Consider the following 19,960-nt stretch of genomic DNA (forward strand, 5'->3'; position numbering starts at 1 on the left):
AGGCGAAGCGCACGCAATCCAATGCCTGTCCTTTTTCGGAAAAGTCGCGGTCGGGATCGCGTCGCTGAGGCGCGAGGACGGCGGCTCTCGAAAGAACATCATGAAAAAGCCCCGCCCGCCGAGGGCGGGCGGGGCTTTCAGGGGCGCGTGAGCGTCAGCCCTCGGTCACGATCTTGTCGGGGGTGATCGGCAGGTGGCGGATGCGCTTGCCGGTCGCGTGGAAGACCGCATTCGAGATCGCGGCGGCCACGCCGACGATGCCGATCTCGCCCAGACCCTTCACGCCGAGCGGGTTCGCCTTGTCCTCCTCGTCCACGAAGATCACGTCGATGTCGTGGATGTCGGCGTGGACCGGCACGTGATACTCGCCCAGATTGTGGTTCATGAACCGGCCGATGCGGTGGTCGAGCATCGATTCCTCGTGCAGGGCCGAGCCGATGCCCATGACGACGCCGCCGAGGATCTGGCTGCGGGCGGTCTTCGGGTTGAGGATCTTGCCCGCCGCGATGGCCGAGACCACGCGGGTGCAGCGCACGACTCCGAGTTCCTCGTCGATCTTCACCTCCACGAAGATCGCCGAATGGGTGTAGGCCTCGTATTGTTTGGCGAAGTCCTTGTCGGGAGCCGCCTCCCCTGTCGCCCCCAACTTCTCCGTGCCCGTGGCCTTCAGGATTTCACTGAGCGCGACGCTCTTGGCGGGATCGCCCGCAACCTCGATGCGACCGCCCGTGAACACCACGCGCTCGAAATCGACGTTGGCGAGCGGTGAGTTGTCCATGCCGCGGGCCAGCTTGAAGGCCTGCTCGGCGATGTCGCGGCACGCCTTCATCACGGCGGTGCCAGACGAGGCCGCCGTCCACGAGCCGCCCGCCACCGGCGCCTGGGCGAGGTTCGTGTCGCCGAGCTTGGTCGTGACGTGGTCGAGCGGCAGGCCCAGCGTGTCGGCGGCGATCTGGGTCAGGATCGTGTAGGTACCGGTGCCGATGTCGCCCGTCTGGTTGCCGACCTCGAGCCGGCCGTCCGCGGTGAGCACGGCATGCGCGCTCGATTGCATCATCATCGATTCCCAGATGCCGGTCGCCATGCCCCAGCCGACGAGTTCGCGGCCCTCGCGCATGGAGCGGGGCTGCGGATTGCGCCGGCTCCAGCCGAAGCGCTCGGCGCCCTCCTGGAAGCACGCCTTGAGCGCCTTGGAGCCGAACGGCTTCTCCTCGGTCGGGTCGCTCTCGGTGTAGTTCGTCAGGCGAAGCTGAATCGGGTCCTGGCCGGTGGCGTAGGCCAGTTCGTCCATCGCCGTTTCGATGGCGTAGACGCCGGTCACGGCGCCGGGCGCGCGCATGTCGCCGGGCGTCGGGGTGTCGAGCTTGGCGAGGCTGTAGGTGAGTTTGACGTTGTCGCAGTCGTAGAGCACGCCCGACCAGTTGACGACGACCTCCTGATAATCCTCGTAGGCCGAGGTGCCCTGCACCGCATCGTGCTTGAGCGCGGTGAGCTTGCCCGAGCGGTCGGCGCCGAGCGACACGGTCTGGAGCGCCTCCGAACGGTAGGTGAAGGACCACATCTGATCACGGGTCAGCGTCACCCGCACCGAACGGCCGAGATCACGCGCCGCCAGCATCGCCAGGAAGAGCTGGTACTGCGGTCGCAGCCCCGAGCCGAAGCCGCCGCCGAGATAGGGGTTCAGCACCCGCACCTGCTCCGGCTTCAGGTCGAAGGCGCTGGCGATGTAGTCGTGGGTGTTCGAGACGCCCTGGATCTTGTCGTAGACCGTGTAGGTGCCGTCCTTCTCGACCACCACGGTGGAGGCGTGCGGCTCCATCGGGTTGTGGTGCTCGTCGGCCATCCGGTACTGGCCGTTGACGCGGATCTCGGCCGCGTCGAAGGCCGTTTCGGCGTCTCCCCACGGCTCCGGCGGCGGCTTGATGCCAGCCCGCTTCATCGGCGGATCGTAGGCCTCCGGCACCTGCGCCGAGAGTTCGGTGCGCGGGGCGACCACCCCGTAATCGACCCGCACCAGGGAGGCGGCGTAGCGCGCCGTCTCGAAATCCTCGGCAACGACGAGGGCCACCGGCTGGCCGGAAAACACGATGCGGTTCGTCGCCAGCGCCTGGAACGGCGCGCCGGGAGGCGCCACCGCGTCCTGGTAATCCTCCGGCTTGTCGGAGGTGGCCGGGCGGTTCTCGTGGGTGATGACCTTGATGACCCCGGGCACCGCCTCCGCGGCGGAGGCGTCGATGCCCCGGATGCTGCCCTTGGCGACGGCGCTCGACACGACCACGCCGTAGGCGAGGTCGGGGGCGGCGAACTCGCCGGCATATTTGGCAAGGCCGGTGACCTTGGCCGGGCCATCGACGCGGCTGATGGCGCTGCCGACGAACCGGTCGCGGCCGGCCGCCGGGCTGAACTGGACGGTCATGGACGGCTCCTTACTGGATACGCTTGTCGGACTGGGACTGGGGCGTGCCGGCGGCGGCCTGCTCCAGTCCGCGGACGATGGCGCGGCGCGCCAGCTCGATCTTGAAGCCGTTGGTGGATTGCGGCTTGGCCTCGCGCAGGATGAGGTCGGCGGCGGCCTTGAAGGTCTCGCGGGTGGCCGGCTTGCCTTGCAGCAGCGCCTCGGCCTGCGTGTTGCGCCAGGGCTTGTGGGCGACGCCGCCCAGCGCGAGGCGCGCCGTGCGGATGGTCTGCCCGTCGAGTTCGAGCGCGGCGGCGACCGAGACCAGCGCGAAGGCATAGGAGAGCCGGTCGCGCAGCTTGAGGTAGGTGTGGTGCCCGGCAAAGCCCTTGGCCGGAAGGTCGATGGCGACGATGATCTCGCCGGCCGCCAGATTCGTATCCCGCGAGGGCTCGTCGCCGGGCAAGCGGTGGAACTCGGCGAACGGGATCGCCCGGTCGCCTTGCGGCCCGCTGACCTGCACGACCGCCTCCAGCGCCGCCAGCGCCACGCACATGTCGGAGGGATGCGTAGCGATGCAGTGTCCGCTCGTCCCCAGAATCGCGTGGATGCGGTTCACGCCGCCGATCGCCGAGCAGCCGGAGCCTGGCTCGCGCTTGTTGCAGGGCGTGGCCGTATCGTAGAAGTAGTAGCAGCGGGTGCGCTGCAACAGATTGCCGCCGGTGGAGGCCGCGTTGCGAAGCTGCGCCGAGGCCCCGGCCAGGATCGCGTCGGCCAGCAGCGGGTAGCGCTCGCGGATGCGAGCATCGTAGGCCAGCGTGGCGTTGGTCACGAGGGCGCCGATACGAAGGCCCCCGTCGCGCTCCTCGATCTCGGCCAGCGGCAGGCGGGTGATGTCGATGAGCTTACCCGGCCGCTCGACATCGTACTTCATCAGGTCGATGAGATTGGTGCCGCCGGCGATGAAGCGGGCCGCCGGGTCGCTGCCCAGCGCCTGCACCGCCTCCGCCACCGTGCTGGGGCGAACGTAATCGAAGCGGTTCATCGGGCGTCTCCCTGGTGCATCACCTCTTCGATGGCATCGACGATGTTGGTGTAGGCGCCGCAGCGGCAGATGTTGCCGCTCATCGCCTCGCGGATCTCGTCGCGCGTCTTGGCGTACCCCTCGTTCATCAGGCCGACCGAGGAGCAGAGCTGGCCCGGGGTGCAGTAGCCGCACTGGAAGGCGTCGTGCTCGACGAAGGCTTCCTGGATCGGGTGGAGGCTGTTCTTGCCCTCGCGCTGCGTGAGCCCGGCCAGACCCTCGACGGTGGTGATCTCGGCGCCGTCCTTCATCACGGCGAGCGTGAGGCAGGAATTGATGCGGGTGCCGTTCACGAGCACGGTGCAGGCGCCGCACTGGCCGTGGTCGCAGCCCTTCTTGGTGCCGGTGAGGTCGAGACGCTCGCGCAGAAGGTCGAGCAGCGTCGTCCAGGGGGCGACCTGAAGCTCACGCCGCTCGCCGTTGATGGTCAGCGTGATGCCGATTGTCCCGACCGCGCCGGGCGAACCGCTGTCGATGAGCATGGTTGTGTCCGTGATGGGCGGCGCCCCGCATGGACGAACGGAAACCAGTCGGTTCCGCGATGGTCCGGGCGAGGTTGCGCGTCTTGGAAGGGCGCGGGCTCGGGGCTCGCACCGGGTCGTTCCCATAACGGTTCCAAGGTGGCCCTGTTCCGCGGCGGCCCCGCGCCATGGCGGCGGCCCACGGTCACGGGAGCGCGGGAAGCGCGGAGGCCGCCCCCAAGGCGGCGCGTTCGATTGGGGTTACGCCGAGAGGGAAGCTCGGCTAACGCTTGCCCCGCCCGCCGCCTTCGAGGAGCCGCCATGTCCGACGCACTCGACCCCGTCCTCAACGACATCGACCGCGACCTGGACAACAGCCTGGAGCGGCTTTTCGCGTGGCTGCGCATCCCCTCGATCTCGACCGATCCGGCCTATGCCGGCCATTGCCGCGAGGCGGCACGGTGGCTCGAAGGCAACCTGAACGCGCTCGGCTTCGCGACCAGCGTCGAGGAGACCTCGCTGCATCCCGTCGTGCTGGCGCATCGACCCAAACCGGGCGCGCCGCACGTGCTGTTCTACGGCCATTACGACGTGCAGCCGGTCGATCCGCTAAATCTCTGGCAGACCCCGCCCTTCGAGCCGCGCATCGACGAGGCGGGAGATTCCAAGAAAATCGTCGCCCGCGGCGCCTCCGACGACAAGGGCCAGGTGATGACCTTCGTCGAGGCCTGCCGGGCGCATCTGGCCATGAACGGCGACCTGCCGGTGGGCGTCACCATCCTGGTCGAGGGGGCCGAGGAGAACGGCTCGCAAGGCTTGCCCGAATGGGTCGCGGCCAACCGCAAGCGCCTGAAGGCGGATGTCGTGCTCGTCTGCGACACCGGCATGTGGGACCGCCAGACCCCGCAGATCACCACCTCGCTCCGAGGCCTCGCCTATTACGAGGTGAAGGTGACGTGCGCCGACCGCGACCTTCATTCCGGCTTCTTCGGCGGCGCGGCCGCGAACCCGATTCACGTCCTGTCGCGGGTCATCGCCGACCTGCACGATGCGGATGGCCGCGTGACCCTGCCGGGCTTCTACGACGGCGTGCGCGAGCCGCCGGCCGACCTGCTGGAGCAGTGGCGCTCGCTCGATCTCACGCCTGAAAAGTTCCTGGGACCGATCGGCCTGAAGCAGCCGGCCGGCGAGCGCGGACGCCTGCCGATCGAGTTGATCCAGTCGCGCCCGGCCTGCGACGTGAACGGCATCATCGGCGGCTATACCGGCGAGGGCACGAAGACGGTCATTGCCAGCCAAGCCTCGGCCAAGGTCTCGTTCCGCCTCGTGGACGACCAGGACCCCGAAGCGCTCTCGAAGACCTTCGAGGCCTTCGTGCGTGCGCGCATCCCCGCCGACTGCTCGGTCGAGGTGGTCTGCTACAAGGGGTCGCGCGCGGTGGCTCTGCCCTACGACATGCCGCAACTCGCCGCGGCCCAGGCCGCGCTCTCGGCCGAGTGGGGCCGCGAGGCGGTGGCGGTGGGGGCCGGCGGCTCGATCCCGATCATCGGCGACTTCAAGCGCATCCTCGGGCTCGATACCCTGCTGATCGGCTTCGGCCTCGACGACGACCGCATTCACTCACCCAACGAGAAGTACGAGCTGACGAGCTTCCACAAGGGCACGCGCTCCTGGGCGCGGATTCTCTCGGCGCTCGCGGCCGCGTGAGGGAACGATCTACGAGGCCTCTTCGCGGTTTGCCTGGATGCGGATGACTATTTTCGAGCCTCTCTCGGCGGGTCGCTCCCCTGCATGAGCGCCGCTCCGCTTCCTCGATCGGCGAACGGTGAGCCTGCGCCCGTCGCGGGCCGCCTCATCGCGGCCGCACCCGGCGCCCTCGTGCTGCGCTTCCCTCTGCCGCCCTCGCTGCCGATCCCCCTGCACGTCGCGGCGCCCGAGGGCGTCGCGCTGGTCACCTGGGCCTTCGCCGGGCTGGAAGCGGGCGCGAGCGGGGGGCCCGTCTGCCTGCTGGCGCTCGACGCGGCGGGTATGGCCGTCGGCGAGACCCTGACGCTCGCCACGCATTTCCGCGACATCACGGTGCTCTCCGAACCGGCCTCGGCCGACGCCCTGAGCGCCGCGGAGCGTACCCTCCTCGCGCGGGCGTTGCTCTCCTCCGGCGCGGCGGGCCTCCCGCTGCTCGGACGCCTGTTCACGCTCGTCGAGGCGGCGGTCACGGCCTTGCCGGTCGCCGAGGATGCGCCGGACCTTGCCGAAGAGGCCGGCGGTTGGACGCTCGGCGGCACGGCCATTCCGCACGGCCTGCTGTTTCGCACCCGCGCCGGCTGGGGCTGTGCCCGGGTCGCGCGCGCCGCTCTCGGGTTCAAGTCTCATCCGCGCCAGCGGCTGACCCTCGACCCGGTCTGGGGCGCGGCGCCGGAGGGCTTGCCCGAGCGCTCCTTCGCGCTCCATGCCCACGGCTTCACCGCGCTGACGACATGGGCCTCCTGATGCCGGCCGCAGGGACGGACAAGCCCGCGATCCTCGTGCTCGCCCCGATGCCGGCGGCGCCCGTCAGCGCCGGCAACCGGCGCCGGCTGGTCGCCACCTGCGAGGCGCTGGCTCGCGGCGGCTTCACCGTCGACCTCGCCTATTACGCCCACGAGGATCAGGTCTATCGCCGCTTCGGCCAGCATCCGCCGACCAATTTTTCGGGAATGGAGCGATCGTTCCGGAACGTCTTCCTGATCGAGGCCCGCACCGTCATCCCGCTCAAGACGCGCTCGAACGCCTTCGGCATCGACGAATGGTGCCCCGACGAGGTCGGTGACTTCGTGACGTGGTACTTCTCTCAATATCCCGAGACCGGCGCCGTGCTGGTGAACTACGTCTTCCTCTCCCGCGCGCTGGAGCGGGTGCCGCCGGGCGTGCTGACGCTCATCGACACCCACGACCGCTTCGCCGGCCGGCAGGAGCAGTACCGGCCGTTCCGGGCCGAGCCGAACTTCTTCTACACCGACGAGGCGGGCGAGGCGGCGGGGCTGTCGCGCGCCGACCTCGTGCTGGCGATCCAGGCGGCGGAGGCGCGGGGCTTCGCGGCTCTCACCGACCGCCGCGTCCTGCTGCTGCCGCCGCATTTCCCCACGCGGCGGCCCTTCACCGTGGCGGAGCGGGTGACGCGCATCGGCTTCCTCGGCCACGGCAACGATCCGAACCTGTTCTCGATCGGACGCTTCGTCCGCACCTGGGCGCAGGACTGGACGCCGGGCCGGCCGGAACTCGTCATCGCGGGCGAGATCTGCCGCAGCCTGCGCGGCGTCGAGGGGCCGGGCGTGCGACTGCTCGGCTATCTCGACCGGCTCGAGGATTTCTACGACCAAGCCGACCTCATCGTGGCGCCGATGCTGATGGGCTCCGGCCTCAAGATGAAGGTCGGCGAGGCGCTCTCCTTCGGCCGTCCGGTGATCGGCACGGAGATCGGCCTCGAAGGCTTCGAGCCGACCGAAGCGGCCCATCGCTGCCGGGACGCGGAGGCCGTCAAGGCGGCCGTGCTGGCGGTGGCGCGTGACGCGGAGGCGCTGGCGCGGGTGACGCAGGCGAGCGCGGCACTCTACGAGCGCTACGCGCAGACGGCGCTGGCGGCCGAAGCGGAGTTGATCGGGCTTCTCGACGCCCACCATTCCGGCCGCGTCCCCCCCTCTCCCCGCCCGCGGGAAGAGGATCGCGACGACCGCGGCATCGGCGCGACGAGCGCCACCCGCGGCGCCGGCCTCGTCCTGACCTACGAGACCTCGACCCGCTCCCTGCCTGCGAGCGAGCCCGAATACGGCGTGCTCGTCGCCACCGAGCGGCGTTCCGGCAGCGGCAGGGCGGAGGTCTACCGGCCGGAGCGTCGGCGCTGGTTCGCCCGCCCGGATGCCGCCGCGACCGGACCGATGCCGGATCTCGGCGCGCTCGACGTCGCGCTCTCGCCGGAATGGGTGCGCGACAAGATCCTGCCCGCACCGGCAAGGGCGGCTCTGGCCCGCGCCTTCGCCGGCATGCGGGCGGATTGGGAGAGCGAGGGGCGGATCGTCGGCCGCACGGCCGAGCGCATCGAGATCGCGACGCTGCTGCCCGGCGTTCTGGTCGGCGGGAGTCATCCGGCCGCCTGCTTCCTGATCGCCGGAGACGGCGCCGTCGAACTGCGCCTGGAGCGGGTCACGCCGCTCCAGTTGCGCGGCGCCGAGGCCTATGCCGACCGAACCGGGCGCCTGCCCGCGCCGCTGCCGGTGAGCCTGGGGCTGCGCGCCGCCGAGCCGCTGCCGGCCGCGCCGGCGCGCCTCGTCTTCCTCACCGATGACGGGATCGGCCGGATCGCTCTCGCCGAGGACGCCGCATGAGCGAGACGCCCGCCATCGCCCTGCTCGACACCGTCGATCCCGGCACCGGCCGCCGGGCCGCCCTGGCGGAGGCCGCGCTGCTGTGGGAGTCGCTGTTCCGCAACGGCGTCCGCCTCACCTTCGCGCCGGAGCCCGAGCCGGACGTTTCCATCGTCATCGTCGCCCGCGACGCCCGCCATCTCCTGGCGCTGACGCTCTACCGCCTCTGCGCCGGCCAAAAGCTCGCCGGGGCGAGCTTCGAGGTCGTGCTGGTCGACAACGCCTCCGCGCCGGAGACCCGTGCCCTCTACGGGCGGCTCGACGGCGTGCGGCTCATCGAGAACGCGACCAACACCGGCTTCGGCCCGGCCTGCAACGCCGGAGCGGCGGCGGCGCGGGGCCGGTTCATCCTGTTCCTCAATCCCGACGTGGACCTCCTGCCCGGCGCGCTGGACGCGATGGTCGGCACCTTCCGTGATCACGCGGGCACCGGCATCGTCGGCGCGCGCCTCGTCTTCCCCGGCGGCTATCTCCAGGAATCAGGCGCGGGCTTTCGCGACGATCCGCAGCTCACCCACCCGTACGGGCGCGGCGACGCCGACCCCCTCGCGCCCGAACACGCCGCGACCCGCGAGGTCGGCTACGTCTCCGGTGCGGTGCTGATGATCGAGCGGGTCTTCTTCGAAGAGCTCGGCGGCTTCGATCCGCTCTTCGCGCCCGCCTATTTCGAGGACACCGACCTCTGCCTGCGCTGCCATCAGGCCGGGCGGCGGGTGCTGGTGCAGCCGCGGGCCACCGCGATCCACTACGAGAACGCCACCAGCGCCCGCCGCGAGGACGTGGAGGCCTTGCTCGACCGCAATCGCGCCCGCTTCCTCGACCGCCACCGGGCGAGCCTGTTCGAGCAGGGTCCGCAGCCGCGGGGCGGGACCACGCTCGACCACGACCCGTGGCGCCTGCGCGTGCTCTACGTCGACGACCGCGTGCCCCATCTCGACCTCGGCGCCGGCCTGCCGCGGGCCAACGTCATCCTCAACGCCATGGCGGGCCTCGGCTACGCCGTCACCTTCTTCCCGAACTACGAGGCGGATGCAGAGGAGTCGCAGCGCTACCGCGACCTCGACGAGCGGATCGAGATCCTCCATGCCAGCGGCGACGCCGGCTTCGCACGCCTGATCGCCGAGCGGCGCGACCGCTATGACGTGCTCTGGGTGAGCCGGCCGCACAACATCCTGTTCGTGACGCAGGCGCTCCAGGCCGCCGGCCTCGACCCGCGCGGCTTCGTGCGCTCGCGGGTGATCTTCGATTCGGAGGCCCTGTTCGCCCTGCGCGACTTCGTGACGGGCGCGGCCACCGACGGCAGCGCAGTCGCCGCGGACCTCGCTTGGCAGGCGGCGCGGGAGACCCGCCTGTTTGGCCTCGCCGACGCCGTGGTCTGCGTCTCGCCCGCCGAGGCGCGGGTGCTCGCCCGCTACAGCCCCTGCAACGTCGCGGTGCTCGGCCACGCCCTGACGCTCCCGGAGACACCGACGCCGGATTTCGCCGCGCGCACCGGCTTCGTCTTCGTCGGCGCGCTCGCCCGCGAGGGCCAGCCCAATGTCGATTCCCTCGACTGGTTCTTCGAGAGCGTCTGGCCGCGGGTGCGGTCGCGGCTGCCGGAGGCGAGCCTCACGGTCGTCGGCGGGATTGCCCCGGAGATCCGCGAGCGCTTTGCCCGCCAGCCCGGCGTGCGCGTCACCGGCCGGGTACCGGAGACCGAGCCCTATCTCGATGCCGCCCGCGTCTTCCTCGCTCCGACGCGCTTCGCCGCGGGCATCCCGCACAAGGTCCACGAGGCGCTGGCCCGGGGGCTGCCCTGCACCGTGACGCCGATCCTCGCCGATCAGGTCGGCTGGAAGGACGGCGCCGGCTTCCTCGTGCGCGATTGGCGCGACCCGGCCGGCTTCGCCGAGGCGCTGATCCGCCTGCACCAGGATGGCGCCCTTTGGCAGGCGGTCCGCGCCGAGGGCCTCGCGCGCATCGCCGAGGATTGCGACGCGGACGCCTTCGCCGCCACGATCCGGGGCCTGTGCGAGGCGCAGGTGGTGGCATGAGCGCGCCCTCTCCCCTCGCCCGCCTCGTCGGCCTCGCCTCCGGTCTCCTGCGCCGCGCCGTGATCGGCCGCGTGCCGAAGCTGTTCGATGCGGCCTATTACCGGGAGCGCAACCCGGGCGTGGCGCGGAGCGGCCTCGACCCCTTCCTGCACTATGTCTGGTTCGGCGCGCGACAGGACCGCAACCCGAACGCGGATTTCGACACCGCCTTCTACCGCCGCCAGAGCGGGCGGACCCGGCTCGATCCGGTGCGCCATTACCAGCGGATCGGCGCGGCGGCAGGCCTCGACCCGAGCCCGGCCTTCAGCACCAGCCTGTACCTCGCCCGCTACCCCGACGTGGTGAGCGCCGGGAGCAACCCGCTCCTGCATTTCCGCAACGACGGCCGCGCGGAGGGGCGCGAGGCCGCCCCCTCCCCGATCGAGCCGGACCGGCTGCGCGCGCTCGACGGCGTGGCGGAGGATCACATCCTCACGCTTCCGGATGCGGAGGGCGGGCGCTTTGCCCTGACGCTGCTGCGGCACGCGCCTCTCGACCCGCAGGCGGAGTTCGCCCCGCGCGTCTGTCTCCAGCTCTGCGTCGACGGGGTCGAGTACGACGCCCTGCTCGACGCCTTCCGCGCCTTCGAGACGGGCGCGCAGGCGGCGATCGCCCTGGCAATCGACACCGGCGCGGGCCCCCATCCGCCGATGCCGACGCAGCTCCTCGCCTTCGAGCGCTGCTTCCTCTCCCGCGCGGCCGGTGGCCGGACGCTGACCCTGCGCTACGCCGAGGCGCGGGTGTGGGACCTTCGCCTCAAGCGGCCGGGCGTCGCCGCGGTGTTTCCCGGCGGCTCGTTTTCCGCGCGCAGGCTCGCCAAGGGCGAGGACTGGTCCGCCGGCTGAGCCGGGGAAACCGGCGCGGCCGCGGGCGTTTCCCGAGCAAGAATGCCCGCCAGGATCACATTCAAGGATCACGCCCATGATCCGCGACGGCCCGAACCAGCGCGACGAGCGCCCCGACTCGACGGGACCCAATGCGCGCCCGCGCAACGACACCATCGCCCAGACCGGCGAGGGCATCCCCGACGACAGCGGCCGGCCCGTTCAGGTGGACGAGGAAGAGGCCCAGCGGATCGAGGAGACGATTCGCACGCTCTGAGGCCGCTGCGGCGCGGCACCGAGGGATCGAAGCGGCCCCGTCTGCCGGAAATCCCGGTCGCGCCGCCGCGCGCCACCTCTTGGCACGCCGGCCCGTTCCGGGAACAAGGCTTGCACCCGCACGATTGCCGCCTGCCGCCTCCTGGGTTCACGCCTTGAACACGCTCCTCGTCTTCCTCGGCGCCGGCCTCGGCGGCGTGCTGCGCCACGGGGTCAACCTCTTCGCCCTGCGGCTGGGCTCGGGCTTTCCCTGGGGCACGCTCGGCATCAACGTCGTCGGCTCCGTGCTGATGGGGCTCGTCACCGGCTGGCTGGCCCTGCGCGGCGGTCTGCCCCAGACCCGGCTGTTCGTGGCCACGGGCCTTCTCGGCGGTTTCACCACCTTCTCGACCTTCTCTCTCGAAGCCGTCACCCTGCTGGAGCGGGGCGAGTGGCCGGCCGCCCTGGCCTACGTGCTGGTCTCGGTGCTCGCCGGCATCGGCGGGCTCGCCCTCGCGCTCCTGGTGATGCGGCAAGTCCTGTGACGGCGTCCGCTTCGATCGAGGTTGGCCCGTGAGCCTGCCTCCGCACTCCTGCCGATGCGGATTACTGCTCGCGGCGGCGCTCGCGGCCGCGCCGGCAGCGGCCGCGGCGCAGGCGAACCCCTTCGTCGATGCCGCCGGGGTGGTACCGGGGCTTCGCCTCGACATGCGCTACGCCGGTTCCGACAACTTCGTCGGCCGGCCGATCGTTGGCTACGAGGCGCCCCGCTGCCTGCTGACGCCGCAGGCGGCGCGGGCCCTCGGCCGAGCTCAGGCGGCACTGGCGCCGGAGGGCCTCGGCTTGAAGGTATTCGACTGCTACCGGCCGCGCCGCGCGGTCGCCGATTTCGCGGCCTGGGCCCGCGCCCCCGCCGACACCCGCATGAAGACCGCCTATTATCCGCGGGTCGACAAGGCGGACCTGTTCCGCCTCGGCTACATCGCCGAGCGCTCCGCCCATTCCCGCGGCTCGACCGTGGACCTGACGCTCGTCCGCCTCGCCGACGGAGCGGAACGCGACATGGGCACCCCGTTCGACCTCTTCGACGAGGCCTCGGCCACCGATGCGCCCGGGATCGGCGCGACGCCGATTCGCAACCGGCGCCGGCTGCGGGACGCGATGATTCGCGCCGGCTTTGCCCCCTACGCCCAGGAATGGTGGCACTTCACGCTCCGGGACGAGCCCTATCCCGACACCGCCTTCGACCGGCCCGTGCGCTGAGCCGGCCGGGGCGAGAGGGACAAGCCGAGACGCCAGCGCGTCTTTTTCGGCCCGCTTGAATTCTTCCAAATCGAGACTGGACCGCAGCATAAAAACAGCGACTTAAAGTATTTCCAATTTTTTCTCAGGAACTTGCGCAGTAAACAGCAAGTGCGCCATGATGAACCCATGGCACACATCATTCACCTTCCGGACACTCCCCAGGGCAGCCCCTGGCCGTCACCGGCCGCCGCGACGCCCGCCGGCCGACCGCTTGGCGGCCCCGCTGCAACGGTCGACGCCTTCCTCGACGGCCTGTTCGATGCCCTGCGGCTGGCGTGGTGGGACGGATCCTCCCTGCGCCTGAGCCGGGGCGGGCTGGAATCGCTCGTCGGCCTGGAGCCCGGCGACGCGACGCCCCCGCGCCGCGGCCTCGTGGCGGCACGCGTGACGGTGCGGGCATGAGCGCGGGTCTGATCACCACCTTGCCGGACGCCGCGGAGCGTCACGCGCAGGGCACGCTCGAGCGGGCTCTGACGGCCGCCTTCTGGCAGGCGCTGCAGCGGGAGCCGATGCACGTCATGGCAGCCCTGGAGGCTGCGGCGCGCACCGTGGGGGCGCTCTACCGGCAGGCCGCCGCCGTGCACGGCCCCAACGGCTCCTGCTGCTGCGGCTGGGAGCCGGATCCGGATTGCGACCTCATCGTGCTGGAAGCGATGCTGGCCGCCGCCCTCTCCCGCCCCGGCCACACGGATCTCGCCGACATGGCGCCGGCCGGCCGGGCCTGATCCCGGGTCGGTCGTCGCGGGGCAGCGCGACACGCTTGACGGGTCGATCCGGCTGGAGCGCGCCTCATTCGGCCCGCGCCGCGCCCCGGGTTCAGCTGCGGGCGACCGCATCCGAGGCGCCGGGGCCGAGCAGGATCTCCTCCTCCTCGTCGGCCTCGCCGTCCATCTCGTGGTCGGCCTCCTCGTGGCCCGTGACGCCCGCGGCTTCCGCGAGGCTGCGGGCGACCTTGCGCAGGAGCTTGCGCAGGCGGCGGCGCTCCTTGTTGTCGAAGCCTTCGAGGAGCTCGGCCTCGACCTCGTCCCAGATTCGCTCGATCGCGGCGGCCTTGGCCATCCCCATCTCGGTCAGGCGGACCCGCACGATGCGGCCGTCGCCGGCCTCGGCCCGACGCTCGACGAAGCCGAGCGCGGCGAGCCGGGAGATCGTCTTCGAGGCGGTGGGGGGACGCACCCGCAGGGTGGCGGCGAGGTCGCCCATGGTCATGCTGCCGGCCGCGGCCAGCGCCTGCACCACCTGTTCCTGGCCCGCGAATAGATCGAGGGCAGCGAGGCGGTCGCCGACCCGGGCGCGGTGAAGGCGCGCCGCCTGGACGAGCGCCCAACCGACGCTCTTGGCCGCTGGCGGACGCAGGCGCTTGACGGTCTTGCCGTCCTTCGCGCCGCGCCCGGACGCCTTGCCGGAGATCTCGCCGTGCGTCGACACGGCGACCGCTTCGTTTGTCGCCGACATGATCCCGGGTTCCCTTCGCGGACGCGCGGGCTTCGACGCTGACATAGGATGTCGTCCTATGGCTTCCCGCGGGACAGCATCTGCCGCCTCGCGATGAAACTTCGATGACAGAGCCGGTCCGATCACGCGAACCGAGCCGACAATACACCGCTCGTGCGAAAAATCGCTTCACCCGACCGCCGATTCCGTGGTTTCCCGCGCCGCATGACCATCGACGCGACATCGGGAGAACGGGGCGTGCCGAGGGGCCGGGAATCGCTCGGCCTCTATCCCCTGCGCGACCTGCGCCGAGCCCCGGACGGCGCCTGGAGAGCGACCGGCTCCGACCCGGTCTTCGCCCTCGGCCCCGCCACGGCTTTGGCGGCTTTCTCGGGCAGCCGCATCCGCGTCCGATGCCGGCCGGAAGACGTGCGGCCCGTGCTCGCGGTCGAGGCGGAGGGCGAGTCGGAGCCGCGCCGCTACCGGCTGACCCCGCGGCCGGAGGGCACCGACGACGTGATCCGCCTGCCCGCCGGGACCCGCGCGCTGCGCATCGAGGCTGTCGAGGCAGGCCCCTCCTTCCGCCTCGACGCCGTGCGGATCGAGCCCGTGGGCCGGATCACGGCGGGGTTTCACGCCGCGCGCGCCGTCCTCGAACGGCTGCCGCCGCAGGAGCGCCGCCCGCTCCGCCTGTTGCGCCGAGCCTGGGGCCTCCTGCGCAGCGTGCCGCCGGGCGAGATCCGGCGGCGCCTGACCCGCGCCGCGCAGACCCGCCGCCCGCCCGCGAGCTACGCCGCCTGGATCGCGGCGGTGGAGAGTTCGGCCCTGCCCGCTCCCTCGGCGGTACCGGCGATCCTCGCGGCGCTGCCGGAGCGCCCGCTCGTCTCGGTTGTCATGGCGCCGGGCACGGCCGATCCCGCGCATCTCGCCGAGGCCGTCGCCAGCCTGAGGGCGCAGAGCTATCCCGAGTGGGAATTGTGCCTCGCGGTCCCGCCCGCTCCCGCCCTCGACGCGCTTGCCGCCGAGGACGCCCGCATCCGCCGGCTGCCCGCACCCTCCGGCAGCCCGCTCGCGGCCCTCGATGCGGCGCTGAACGGCGCGCGAGGGCCCTACCTCGCTCCGCTGGCGCCCGACGCCCGGCTCGCGCCCCACGCCCTGCTCGCCATGGTCCGGCGGCTCGGCGCCGAGCCCGACCTCGACATGCTCTATTCCGACGAAGACCGGCTCGGTCCCGACGGCGAGCGGCGCGACCCGCACTTCAAGCCGGACTGGTCGCCCGAAACGCTTGAGGCTGGCTTCTATACCGGGGCGCTCGCCCTTTACCGCACGTCCCTGGTGCGCGCCGTCGGCGGCTTCCGCGCGGGAAGCGAGGCTGCGCCGGATTACGACCTCGCGCTGCGCCTGACCGAGCGCACGAAGCGCGTTGGGCACGTCGCCCAGATCCTCTGCCACCGCCGCGAGACGGCCGAAGCGGACGAGGCCGCGGCCGGGGCGCTCGCGGAGCGGGCACGGCGCACCGGCGGGCTCGATTCCGTGCGCATCGTCGCCCCCGGCCTCTACGCCCTGAGGCGAAGCCTGCCGACGCGCCCGCTCGTCTCGATCGTGATCCCCACCGCCGGGCGCGACAGCCTCATCGGCGGCCGGACCGTCGATCTGCTCGCCGCCTGCCTCGCCAGCATCCGCGGGACCAGCAGCTACGAGAGCATCGAGATCGTCGCCGTCGACAACGGCGACCTGCGGCCGTTGACCCGCGCGGCTCTGGAACAGTTCGGGGCGCGCTCCGCGACCTGGGAGCAGCCGGTCTTCAACGTCGCGGCCAAGATGAACCTCGGGGCGCGGGCGGCGCGCGGTGATGTGCTGGTCTTCCTCAACGATGACATCAGCGTCATCACGCCCGATTGGATCGAAGCGATGCTAGGGCTGGCGCAAAACCCCGGCGTCGGCGCGGTCGGCCCGAAGCTCCTGTTCGAGGATGGCTCGCTCCAGCATGCCGGCGTGGTCTTCGGCGAGGGCCTGCCCGACCATGTCCGCCGCGGCTACCCCGGCGACGATCCCGGCGATCACGGTTCGAGCCTGACCAACCGCAACTACCTCGCGGTGACGGGTGCCTGCGTGATGGTGCGGCGCGCCGAATTCGAGGCGATCGACGGCTTCGACGAGGGCTACGCCATCAACTACAACGACATCGACCTCTGCCTGCGGCTGGGCGAGCGCGGCCTGCGCACGGTCTATTGCGCCGAGGCAAGCCTCCACCATTACGAGAGCCGCAACCGGGTGCCGACCGTCGATCCCGCCGAGCAGGCCCGCTTCCGCAAGCGCTGGGGCGCGCGGCTGGCCCGCGACCCGTATTACGGGGACGCCTTCGGCATCCGCCCGCCCGCTTTCGAGCTCGATGCCGAGCGGTTTCCGCAAGCCGCGCGGCGCATGGTAGAGGCGTGGCGATGATGGCGACGACGCAACGATCCGGAGGCCGTGCGTGAAGGCGGTGATCCTCGCCGGCGGGCTCGGCACGCGGCTCTCGGAGGAGACCGTGGTGCGCCCCAAGCCGATGCTGGAAATCGGCGGACGGCCGATCCTCTGGCACATCATGCAGATCTTCGCCGCCCACGGCGTGAGCGAGTTCGTGATCTGCCTCGGCTACAAGGGCTACGTCATCAAGGAGTTTTTCCTCAATTACCGCCTGCACTTGAGCGACGTCACGCTCGATCTCGGCCGCGGTGACGTGCAGTTCCACCGCTCGGCGGCCGAGGACTGGAAGGTCTCGCTGATCGAGACCGGCGACGCCACCATGACCGGCGGGCGCCTCAAGCGGGTGGGCAAGTACCTGGGCGAGGACGACTTCTTCATGACCTACGGCGACGGCGTCGCCGACATCGACCTCACCGCGCTCGCCGCCTTCCACCGGGCGCATGGGCGCCTCGCGACGCTGACCGCGGTGGTCCCGCCGGGCCGCTTCGGTGCCCTCGACCTCGCGGGCGACGCCGTGCGCTCCTTCCGCGAAAAGCCGGCAGGCGACGGAGCCACCATCAACGGCGGTTTCTTCGTGCTCTCGCCGCGCGTGCTCGACCGGATCGAGGGCGACGCCACGGTTTGGGAGAGCGGCCCCCTGGAGAGCCTCGCCCGCGATGGCCAGCTCCACGCCTACCACCATCATGGCTTCTGGCAGGCGATGGACACGCTGCGCGACAAGAAGCACCTCGAAGAACTCTGGGCGAAAGGCGACGCCCCCTGGAAGGTCTGGTGATGGGTGCGCTCAACCCCGATCCCGCCTTCTGGGCCGAACGGCGCGTGCTGCTCACCGGGCATACCGGCTTCAAGGGAGCGTGGCTGAGCCTGTGGCTGGCGCGCCTCGGCGCCCGCGTTTCCGGCTTCGCCCTGCAGCCTCAGACCCGGCCCAGCCTGTTCGAGGCGATCGGCTTTCCGGCGGAGGCCTCGCGGATCGGCGACATCCGCGACCACTCCGCACTCGCGGCGGCCGTGAGGGAGGCCGAGCCCGAGATCGTGATCCATATGGCGGCGCAGGCCCTGGTGCGGCCCTCCTACGCGGACCCGGTCGGGACCTTCGCAAGCAACACCATGGGGACCGTCCACCTTTTGGAGGCGGTGCGGGCGGTGGCGAGCGTGCGCGCCGTCGTCGTGGTGACGAGCGACAAGGCCTACGAGAACCGCGAATGGGCCTACGCCTACCGCGAACCCGAGGCCATGGGGGGGCGCGATCCCTACAGCGCCTCGAAGGGCTGCGCCGAACTCGTCACGAGCGCCTACCGCGCCTCGTTCTTCGGCGCGGACGGCCACCCGGCTCGGATCGCCAGCGCGCGGGCGGGCAACGTCATCGGCGGCGGCGACTGGTCGGCCGACCGGCTGATTCCCGACATCGTGCGCGCGTTTCAAGCGGGGCATTCGGTCGAGATCCGCGCGCCCCACGCGATCCGCCCCTGGCAGCACGTGCTGGAGCCGCTGGCCGGTTACCTGCGCCTCGCCGAATGTCTCGCGGGCGAGGGCGGCGCGGCCTTCGCGGAAGCCTGGAATTTCGGCCCGGCGGACGAGGATTGCCGCCCGGTCGCCCATCTCGTCGAGCGGCTTGCTCAAGGCTGGGGCGCGGGCGCCGGCTGGCACCTCTCGCAGCAGACGCATCCGCACGAGGCGACCTATCTCAAGGTCGATGCCTCCAAGGCCCGCGCCCGGCTGAGCTGGGACCGGCGCCTCGGCCTCGACACGGCTTTGGACTGGACCGCCGCGTGGTACCGCGCGGCCGCCGCCGGCAGCGATCCGCGGGCCCTGGTCGAGGCCGAGATCGCGCGCTACGAGGCCCTCGGCCAGACGCCCGGAGCCCGCGCGTGACCGCACCGACCTGCCGCGCCTGCGGCGCCGCCCTGACCCGAACCTTCTGCGATCTCGGCCTCTCGCCGCTCGCCAATTCCTATGTCACGCCGGAGCGGCGCCACCGGGGCGAGGTCTTCCACCCGCTCCACGCCTATGTCTGTGACGCCTGCTGGCTGGTGCAGCTCGAAGCCTTCGAGAGCCCCGAGGCGATCTTTTCGGATTACGCCTACTTCTCCGGCTTCTCCGCCGGCTGGCTGCGGCACGCGGAGGCCTACGTCGCCGCGATGATCGAGCGCTTCGGCCTCGGGCCGGAGAGCAAGGTCGTCGAGGTCGCGAGCAACGACGGCTACCTGCTGCAATACTTCGTCGCCCGCGGCGTGCCGGTGCTCGGCGTCGAGCCGGCGGCCAACGTCGCCCGCGTCGCAATCGAGCGCGGGGTGCCGACGGAGGTCGCCTTCTTCGGCCGCGACACCGCCCGGCGGCTGGCCGCGGCAGGCCACCGGGCCGACCTGACGGCGGCCAACAACGTGCTCGCCCACGTGCCCGACATCCTCGACTTCGCGGCGGGCTTTGCCGAGATCCTGAAGCCGGAGGGCGTGGCGACGTTCGAATTTCCGCACCTGCTGCGGATGATCGAGAGCCGGCAGTTCGACACGATCTACCACGAGCACTTCTCCTACCTCTCGCTCGGCGTGGTGATCGGCATCCTGCGCCAACAGGGCCTGCGGGTGTTCGATGTGGAGGAATGGCCGACCCATGGCGGCTCGCTGCGCGTCTTCGCCTGCCACGCCCATGCCGCGCACCAGTCGACCCCGGCCCTGGAGCGGGTGGTGCTCAGCGAGTGGGGCGCCAACCTGTTCGACGCGTCCGGCTACGCCGGCTTCGGGCAGGCGGTGGCCGACATCAAATGCGACGCCCTCCGCTTCCTGATCGAGGAGCGGGCGGCGGGCCGCACGGTCTGCGCCTACGGCGCGGCGGCCAAGGGCAACACCTTCCTCAACTATTGCGGCATCGGCCCTGAGCTGGTCGGCGCGGTCGCCGACCGCTCGCCGCACAAGCAGGGCACTTCGCTCCCCGGCAGCCGCATTCCGGTGGTCTCGCCCGACGAACTCCTGGCCATGCGCCCCGACACGGTGCTGATCCTGCCCTGGAACCTCAAGGACGAGATCGCCGGGGAGATGGCGGCCATCCGCGAATGGGGCGGGCGCTTCGCGGTGGCGATCCCCGCATTGACGGTGTTCTGATGGGGGATGCCAGAGGTCCCGCGCTCTCCGTCCTTGCGAGGCGGAGCCGAAGCAATCCCGCTGCACCGTTCTATCCGGAAACGGCGAGCCCCTGGATCGCCTCGCTCACGCTCGCGATGACGGCCGGGAGTGGATCGCACGACGCCCTTCCGAGCCGCATCGG

At 71.4% G+C, this 19,960-nt stretch carries 18 protein-coding genes; 14 read left to right on the top strand and 4 right to left on the bottom strand.

The window, feature by feature from the left end:
• Positions 1-154: 154 nt before the first annotated feature.
• Genes BY998_RS06670 through BY998_RS06680 form a run of 3 tightly spaced genes read right to left on the bottom strand, consistent with a single transcriptional unit; the run spans position 155 to position 3,961 of the window.
• A complete protein-coding gene (locus BY998_RS06670; protein WP_110350836.1) occupies positions 155-2,416 on the bottom strand; it encodes a xanthine dehydrogenase family protein molybdopterin-binding subunit in 2,262 nt (753 codons plus the stop codon).
• A 10-nt stretch (positions 2,417-2,426) separates the two neighbouring features.
• On the bottom strand, positions 2,427-3,440 hold the full coding sequence (locus BY998_RS06675) for a xanthine dehydrogenase family protein subunit M (protein WP_110350837.1): 1,014 nt from the start codon (positions 3,438-3,440) through the stop codon (positions 2,427-2,429).
• Positions 3,437-3,961: a (2Fe-2S)-binding protein gene (locus BY998_RS06680; RefSeq protein ID WP_110350838.1), complete on the bottom strand. Its 525-nt coding sequence runs from the start codon at positions 3,959-3,961 to the stop codon at positions 3,437-3,439. The genes BY998_RS06675 and BY998_RS06680 overlap by 4 nt, the downstream gene beginning before the upstream one ends.
• Before the next feature lie 300 nt (positions 3,962-4,261).
• Here BY998_RS06680 and BY998_RS06685 point away from each other — a divergent pair, with 300 nt between their 5' ends.
• The 10 genes from BY998_RS06685 to BY998_RS06730 all read left to right on the top strand — a co-directional run bounded on the left by BY998_RS06685 (position 4,262) and on the right by BY998_RS06730 (position 13,521).
• Positions 4,262-5,647 carry a M20/M25/M40 family metallo-hydrolase gene (locus tag BY998_RS06685; protein WP_110350839.1) on the top strand — a complete coding sequence of 462 codons (1,386 nt, stop codon included), beginning with the start codon at positions 4,262-4,264 and terminating at the stop codon, positions 5,645-5,647.
• A gap of 171 nt (positions 5,648-5,818) precedes the next feature.
• Complete coding sequence (locus tag BY998_RS06690; RefSeq protein WP_245421500.1) at positions 5,819-6,430, top strand: hypothetical protein; 612 nt, start codon at positions 5,819-5,821, stop codon at positions 6,428-6,430.
• Positions 6,418-8,301: a glycosyltransferase gene (locus BY998_RS06695; protein WP_110350841.1), complete on the top strand. Its 1,884-nt coding sequence runs from the start codon at positions 6,418-6,420 to the stop codon at positions 8,299-8,301. The genes BY998_RS06690 and BY998_RS06695 overlap by 13 nt, the downstream gene beginning before the upstream one ends.
• Positions 8,298-10,373, top strand: coding sequence for a glycosyltransferase (locus BY998_RS06700; protein ID WP_110350842.1), 2,076 nt, complete (start codon positions 8,298-8,300; stop codon positions 10,371-10,373). The genes BY998_RS06695 and BY998_RS06700 overlap by 4 nt, the downstream gene beginning before the upstream one ends.
• Positions 10,370-11,257 (top strand): hypothetical protein, encoded by an 888-nt coding sequence (locus tag BY998_RS06705; RefSeq protein ID WP_110350843.1) that lies wholly within the window; start codon positions 10,370-10,372, stop codon positions 11,255-11,257. Before BY998_RS06700 ends, BY998_RS06705 begins: the two co-directional genes overlap by 4 nt.
• A 76-nt stretch (positions 11,258-11,333) precedes the next feature.
• Positions 11,334-11,513, top strand: a complete 180-nt coding sequence (locus tag BY998_RS06710; protein WP_110350844.1) for a hypothetical protein — start codon at positions 11,334-11,336, stop codon at positions 11,511-11,513.
• Between the two features lie 154 nt (positions 11,514-11,667).
• On the top strand, positions 11,668-12,036 hold the full coding sequence (gene crcB, locus BY998_RS06715) for a fluoride efflux transporter CrcB (RefSeq protein ID WP_110350970.1): 369 nt from the start codon (positions 11,668-11,670) through the stop codon (positions 12,034-12,036).
• Between the two features lie 64 nt (positions 12,037-12,100).
• Positions 12,101-12,754, top strand: coding sequence for a M15 family metallopeptidase (locus tag BY998_RS06720; RefSeq protein ID WP_110350971.1), 654 nt, complete (start codon positions 12,101-12,103; stop codon positions 12,752-12,754).
• 168 nt (positions 12,755-12,922) lie between these two features.
• Positions 12,923-13,198, top strand: a complete 276-nt coding sequence (locus BY998_RS06725; RefSeq protein WP_110350845.1) for a hypothetical protein — start codon at positions 12,923-12,925, stop codon at positions 13,196-13,198.
• On the top strand, positions 13,195-13,521 hold the full coding sequence (locus BY998_RS06730; RefSeq protein ID WP_110350846.1) for a hypothetical protein: 327 nt from the start codon (positions 13,195-13,197) through the stop codon (positions 13,519-13,521). Before BY998_RS06725 ends, BY998_RS06730 begins: the two co-directional genes overlap by 4 nt.
• A gap of 91 nt (positions 13,522-13,612) precedes the next feature.
• On the opposite strand, the gene BY998_RS06735 is transcribed toward BY998_RS06730, so the two are convergent.
• Entirely contained in the window at positions 13,613-14,251 is a 639-nt protein-coding gene (locus BY998_RS06735) for a MarR family transcriptional regulator (protein ID WP_110350847.1), read from the bottom strand.
• A 237-nt stretch (positions 14,252-14,488) separates the two neighbouring features.
• Here BY998_RS06735 and BY998_RS06740 point away from each other — a divergent pair, with 237 nt between their 5' ends.
• From BY998_RS06740 to BY998_RS06755, 4 genes are read left to right on the top strand one after another with little or no spacing between them, the layout of a single operon-like run.
• On the top strand, positions 14,489-16,675 hold the full coding sequence (locus tag BY998_RS06740; RefSeq protein ID WP_245421501.1) for a glycosyltransferase: 2,187 nt from the start codon (positions 14,489-14,491) through the stop codon (positions 16,673-16,675).
• A gap of 31 nt (positions 16,676-16,706) precedes the next feature.
• Positions 16,707-17,474 (top strand): glucose-1-phosphate cytidylyltransferase, encoded by a 768-nt coding sequence (rfbF, locus tag BY998_RS06745; RefSeq protein ID WP_110350849.1) that lies wholly within the window; start codon positions 16,707-16,709, stop codon positions 17,472-17,474.
• The gene (gene rfbG, locus BY998_RS06750) at positions 17,474-18,571 is read left to right on the top strand and encodes a CDP-glucose 4,6-dehydratase (protein WP_110350850.1); all 1,098 of its coding nucleotides are present in this window, start codon (positions 17,474-17,476) and stop codon (positions 18,569-18,571) included. The genes rfbF and rfbG overlap by 1 nt, the downstream gene beginning before the upstream one ends.
• Positions 18,568-19,797 carry a class I SAM-dependent methyltransferase gene (locus BY998_RS06755; protein ID WP_110350851.1) on the top strand — a complete coding sequence of 410 codons (1,230 nt, stop codon included), beginning with the start codon at positions 18,568-18,570 and terminating at the stop codon, positions 19,795-19,797. Before rfbG ends, BY998_RS06755 begins: the two co-directional genes overlap by 4 nt.
• Positions 19,798-19,960 lie beyond the last annotated feature (163 nt).

Origin of the sequence: Methylobacterium sp. B4 (assembly GCF_003201865.1) — a bacterium.
GTDB lineage: Bacteria > Pseudomonadota > Alphaproteobacteria > Rhizobiales > Beijerinckiaceae > Methylobacterium.

Excerpts from the sequence above, each read along its gene's own strand:
- BY998_RS06710 (WP_110350844.1), top strand. The coding sequence starts at position 11,334 with ATGATCCGCGACGGCCCGAACCAGCGCGACGAGCGCCCCGACTCGACG.
- BY998_RS06685 (WP_110350839.1), top strand. The coding sequence starts at position 4,262 with ATGTCCGACGCACTCGACCCCGTCCTCAACGACATCGACCGCGACCTG.
- BY998_RS06670 (WP_110350836.1), bottom strand. The coding sequence starts at position 2,416 with ATGACCGTCCAGTTCAGCCCGGCGGCCGGCCGCGACCGGTTCGTCGGC.
- BY998_RS06675 (WP_110350837.1), bottom strand. The coding sequence starts at position 3,440 with ATGAACCGCTTCGATTACGTTCGCCCCAGCACGGTGGCGGAGGCGGTG.
- BY998_RS06705 (WP_110350843.1), top strand. The coding sequence starts at position 10,370 with ATGAGCGCGCCCTCTCCCCTCGCCCGCCTCGTCGGCCTCGCCTCCGGT.
- rfbG (WP_110350850.1), top strand. The coding sequence starts at position 17,474 with ATGGGTGCGCTCAACCCCGATCCCGCCTTCTGGGCCGAACGGCGCGTG.
- BY998_RS06700 (WP_110350842.1), top strand. The coding sequence starts at position 8,298 with ATGAGCGAGACGCCCGCCATCGCCCTGCTCGACACCGTCGATCCCGGC.
- BY998_RS06680 (WP_110350838.1), bottom strand. The coding sequence starts at position 3,961 with ATGCTCATCGACAGCGGTTCGCCCGGCGCGGTCGGGACAATCGGCATC.
- BY998_RS06695 (WP_110350841.1), top strand. The coding sequence starts at position 6,418 with ATGGGCCTCCTGATGCCGGCCGCAGGGACGGACAAGCCCGCGATCCTC.
- BY998_RS06730 (WP_110350846.1), top strand. The coding sequence starts at position 13,195 with ATGAGCGCGGGTCTGATCACCACCTTGCCGGACGCCGCGGAGCGTCAC.
- BY998_RS06735 (WP_110350847.1), bottom strand. The coding sequence starts at position 14,251 with ATGTCGGCGACAAACGAAGCGGTCGCCGTGTCGACGCACGGCGAGATC.
- BY998_RS06725 (WP_110350845.1), top strand. The coding sequence starts at position 12,923 with ATGGCACACATCATTCACCTTCCGGACACTCCCCAGGGCAGCCCCTGG.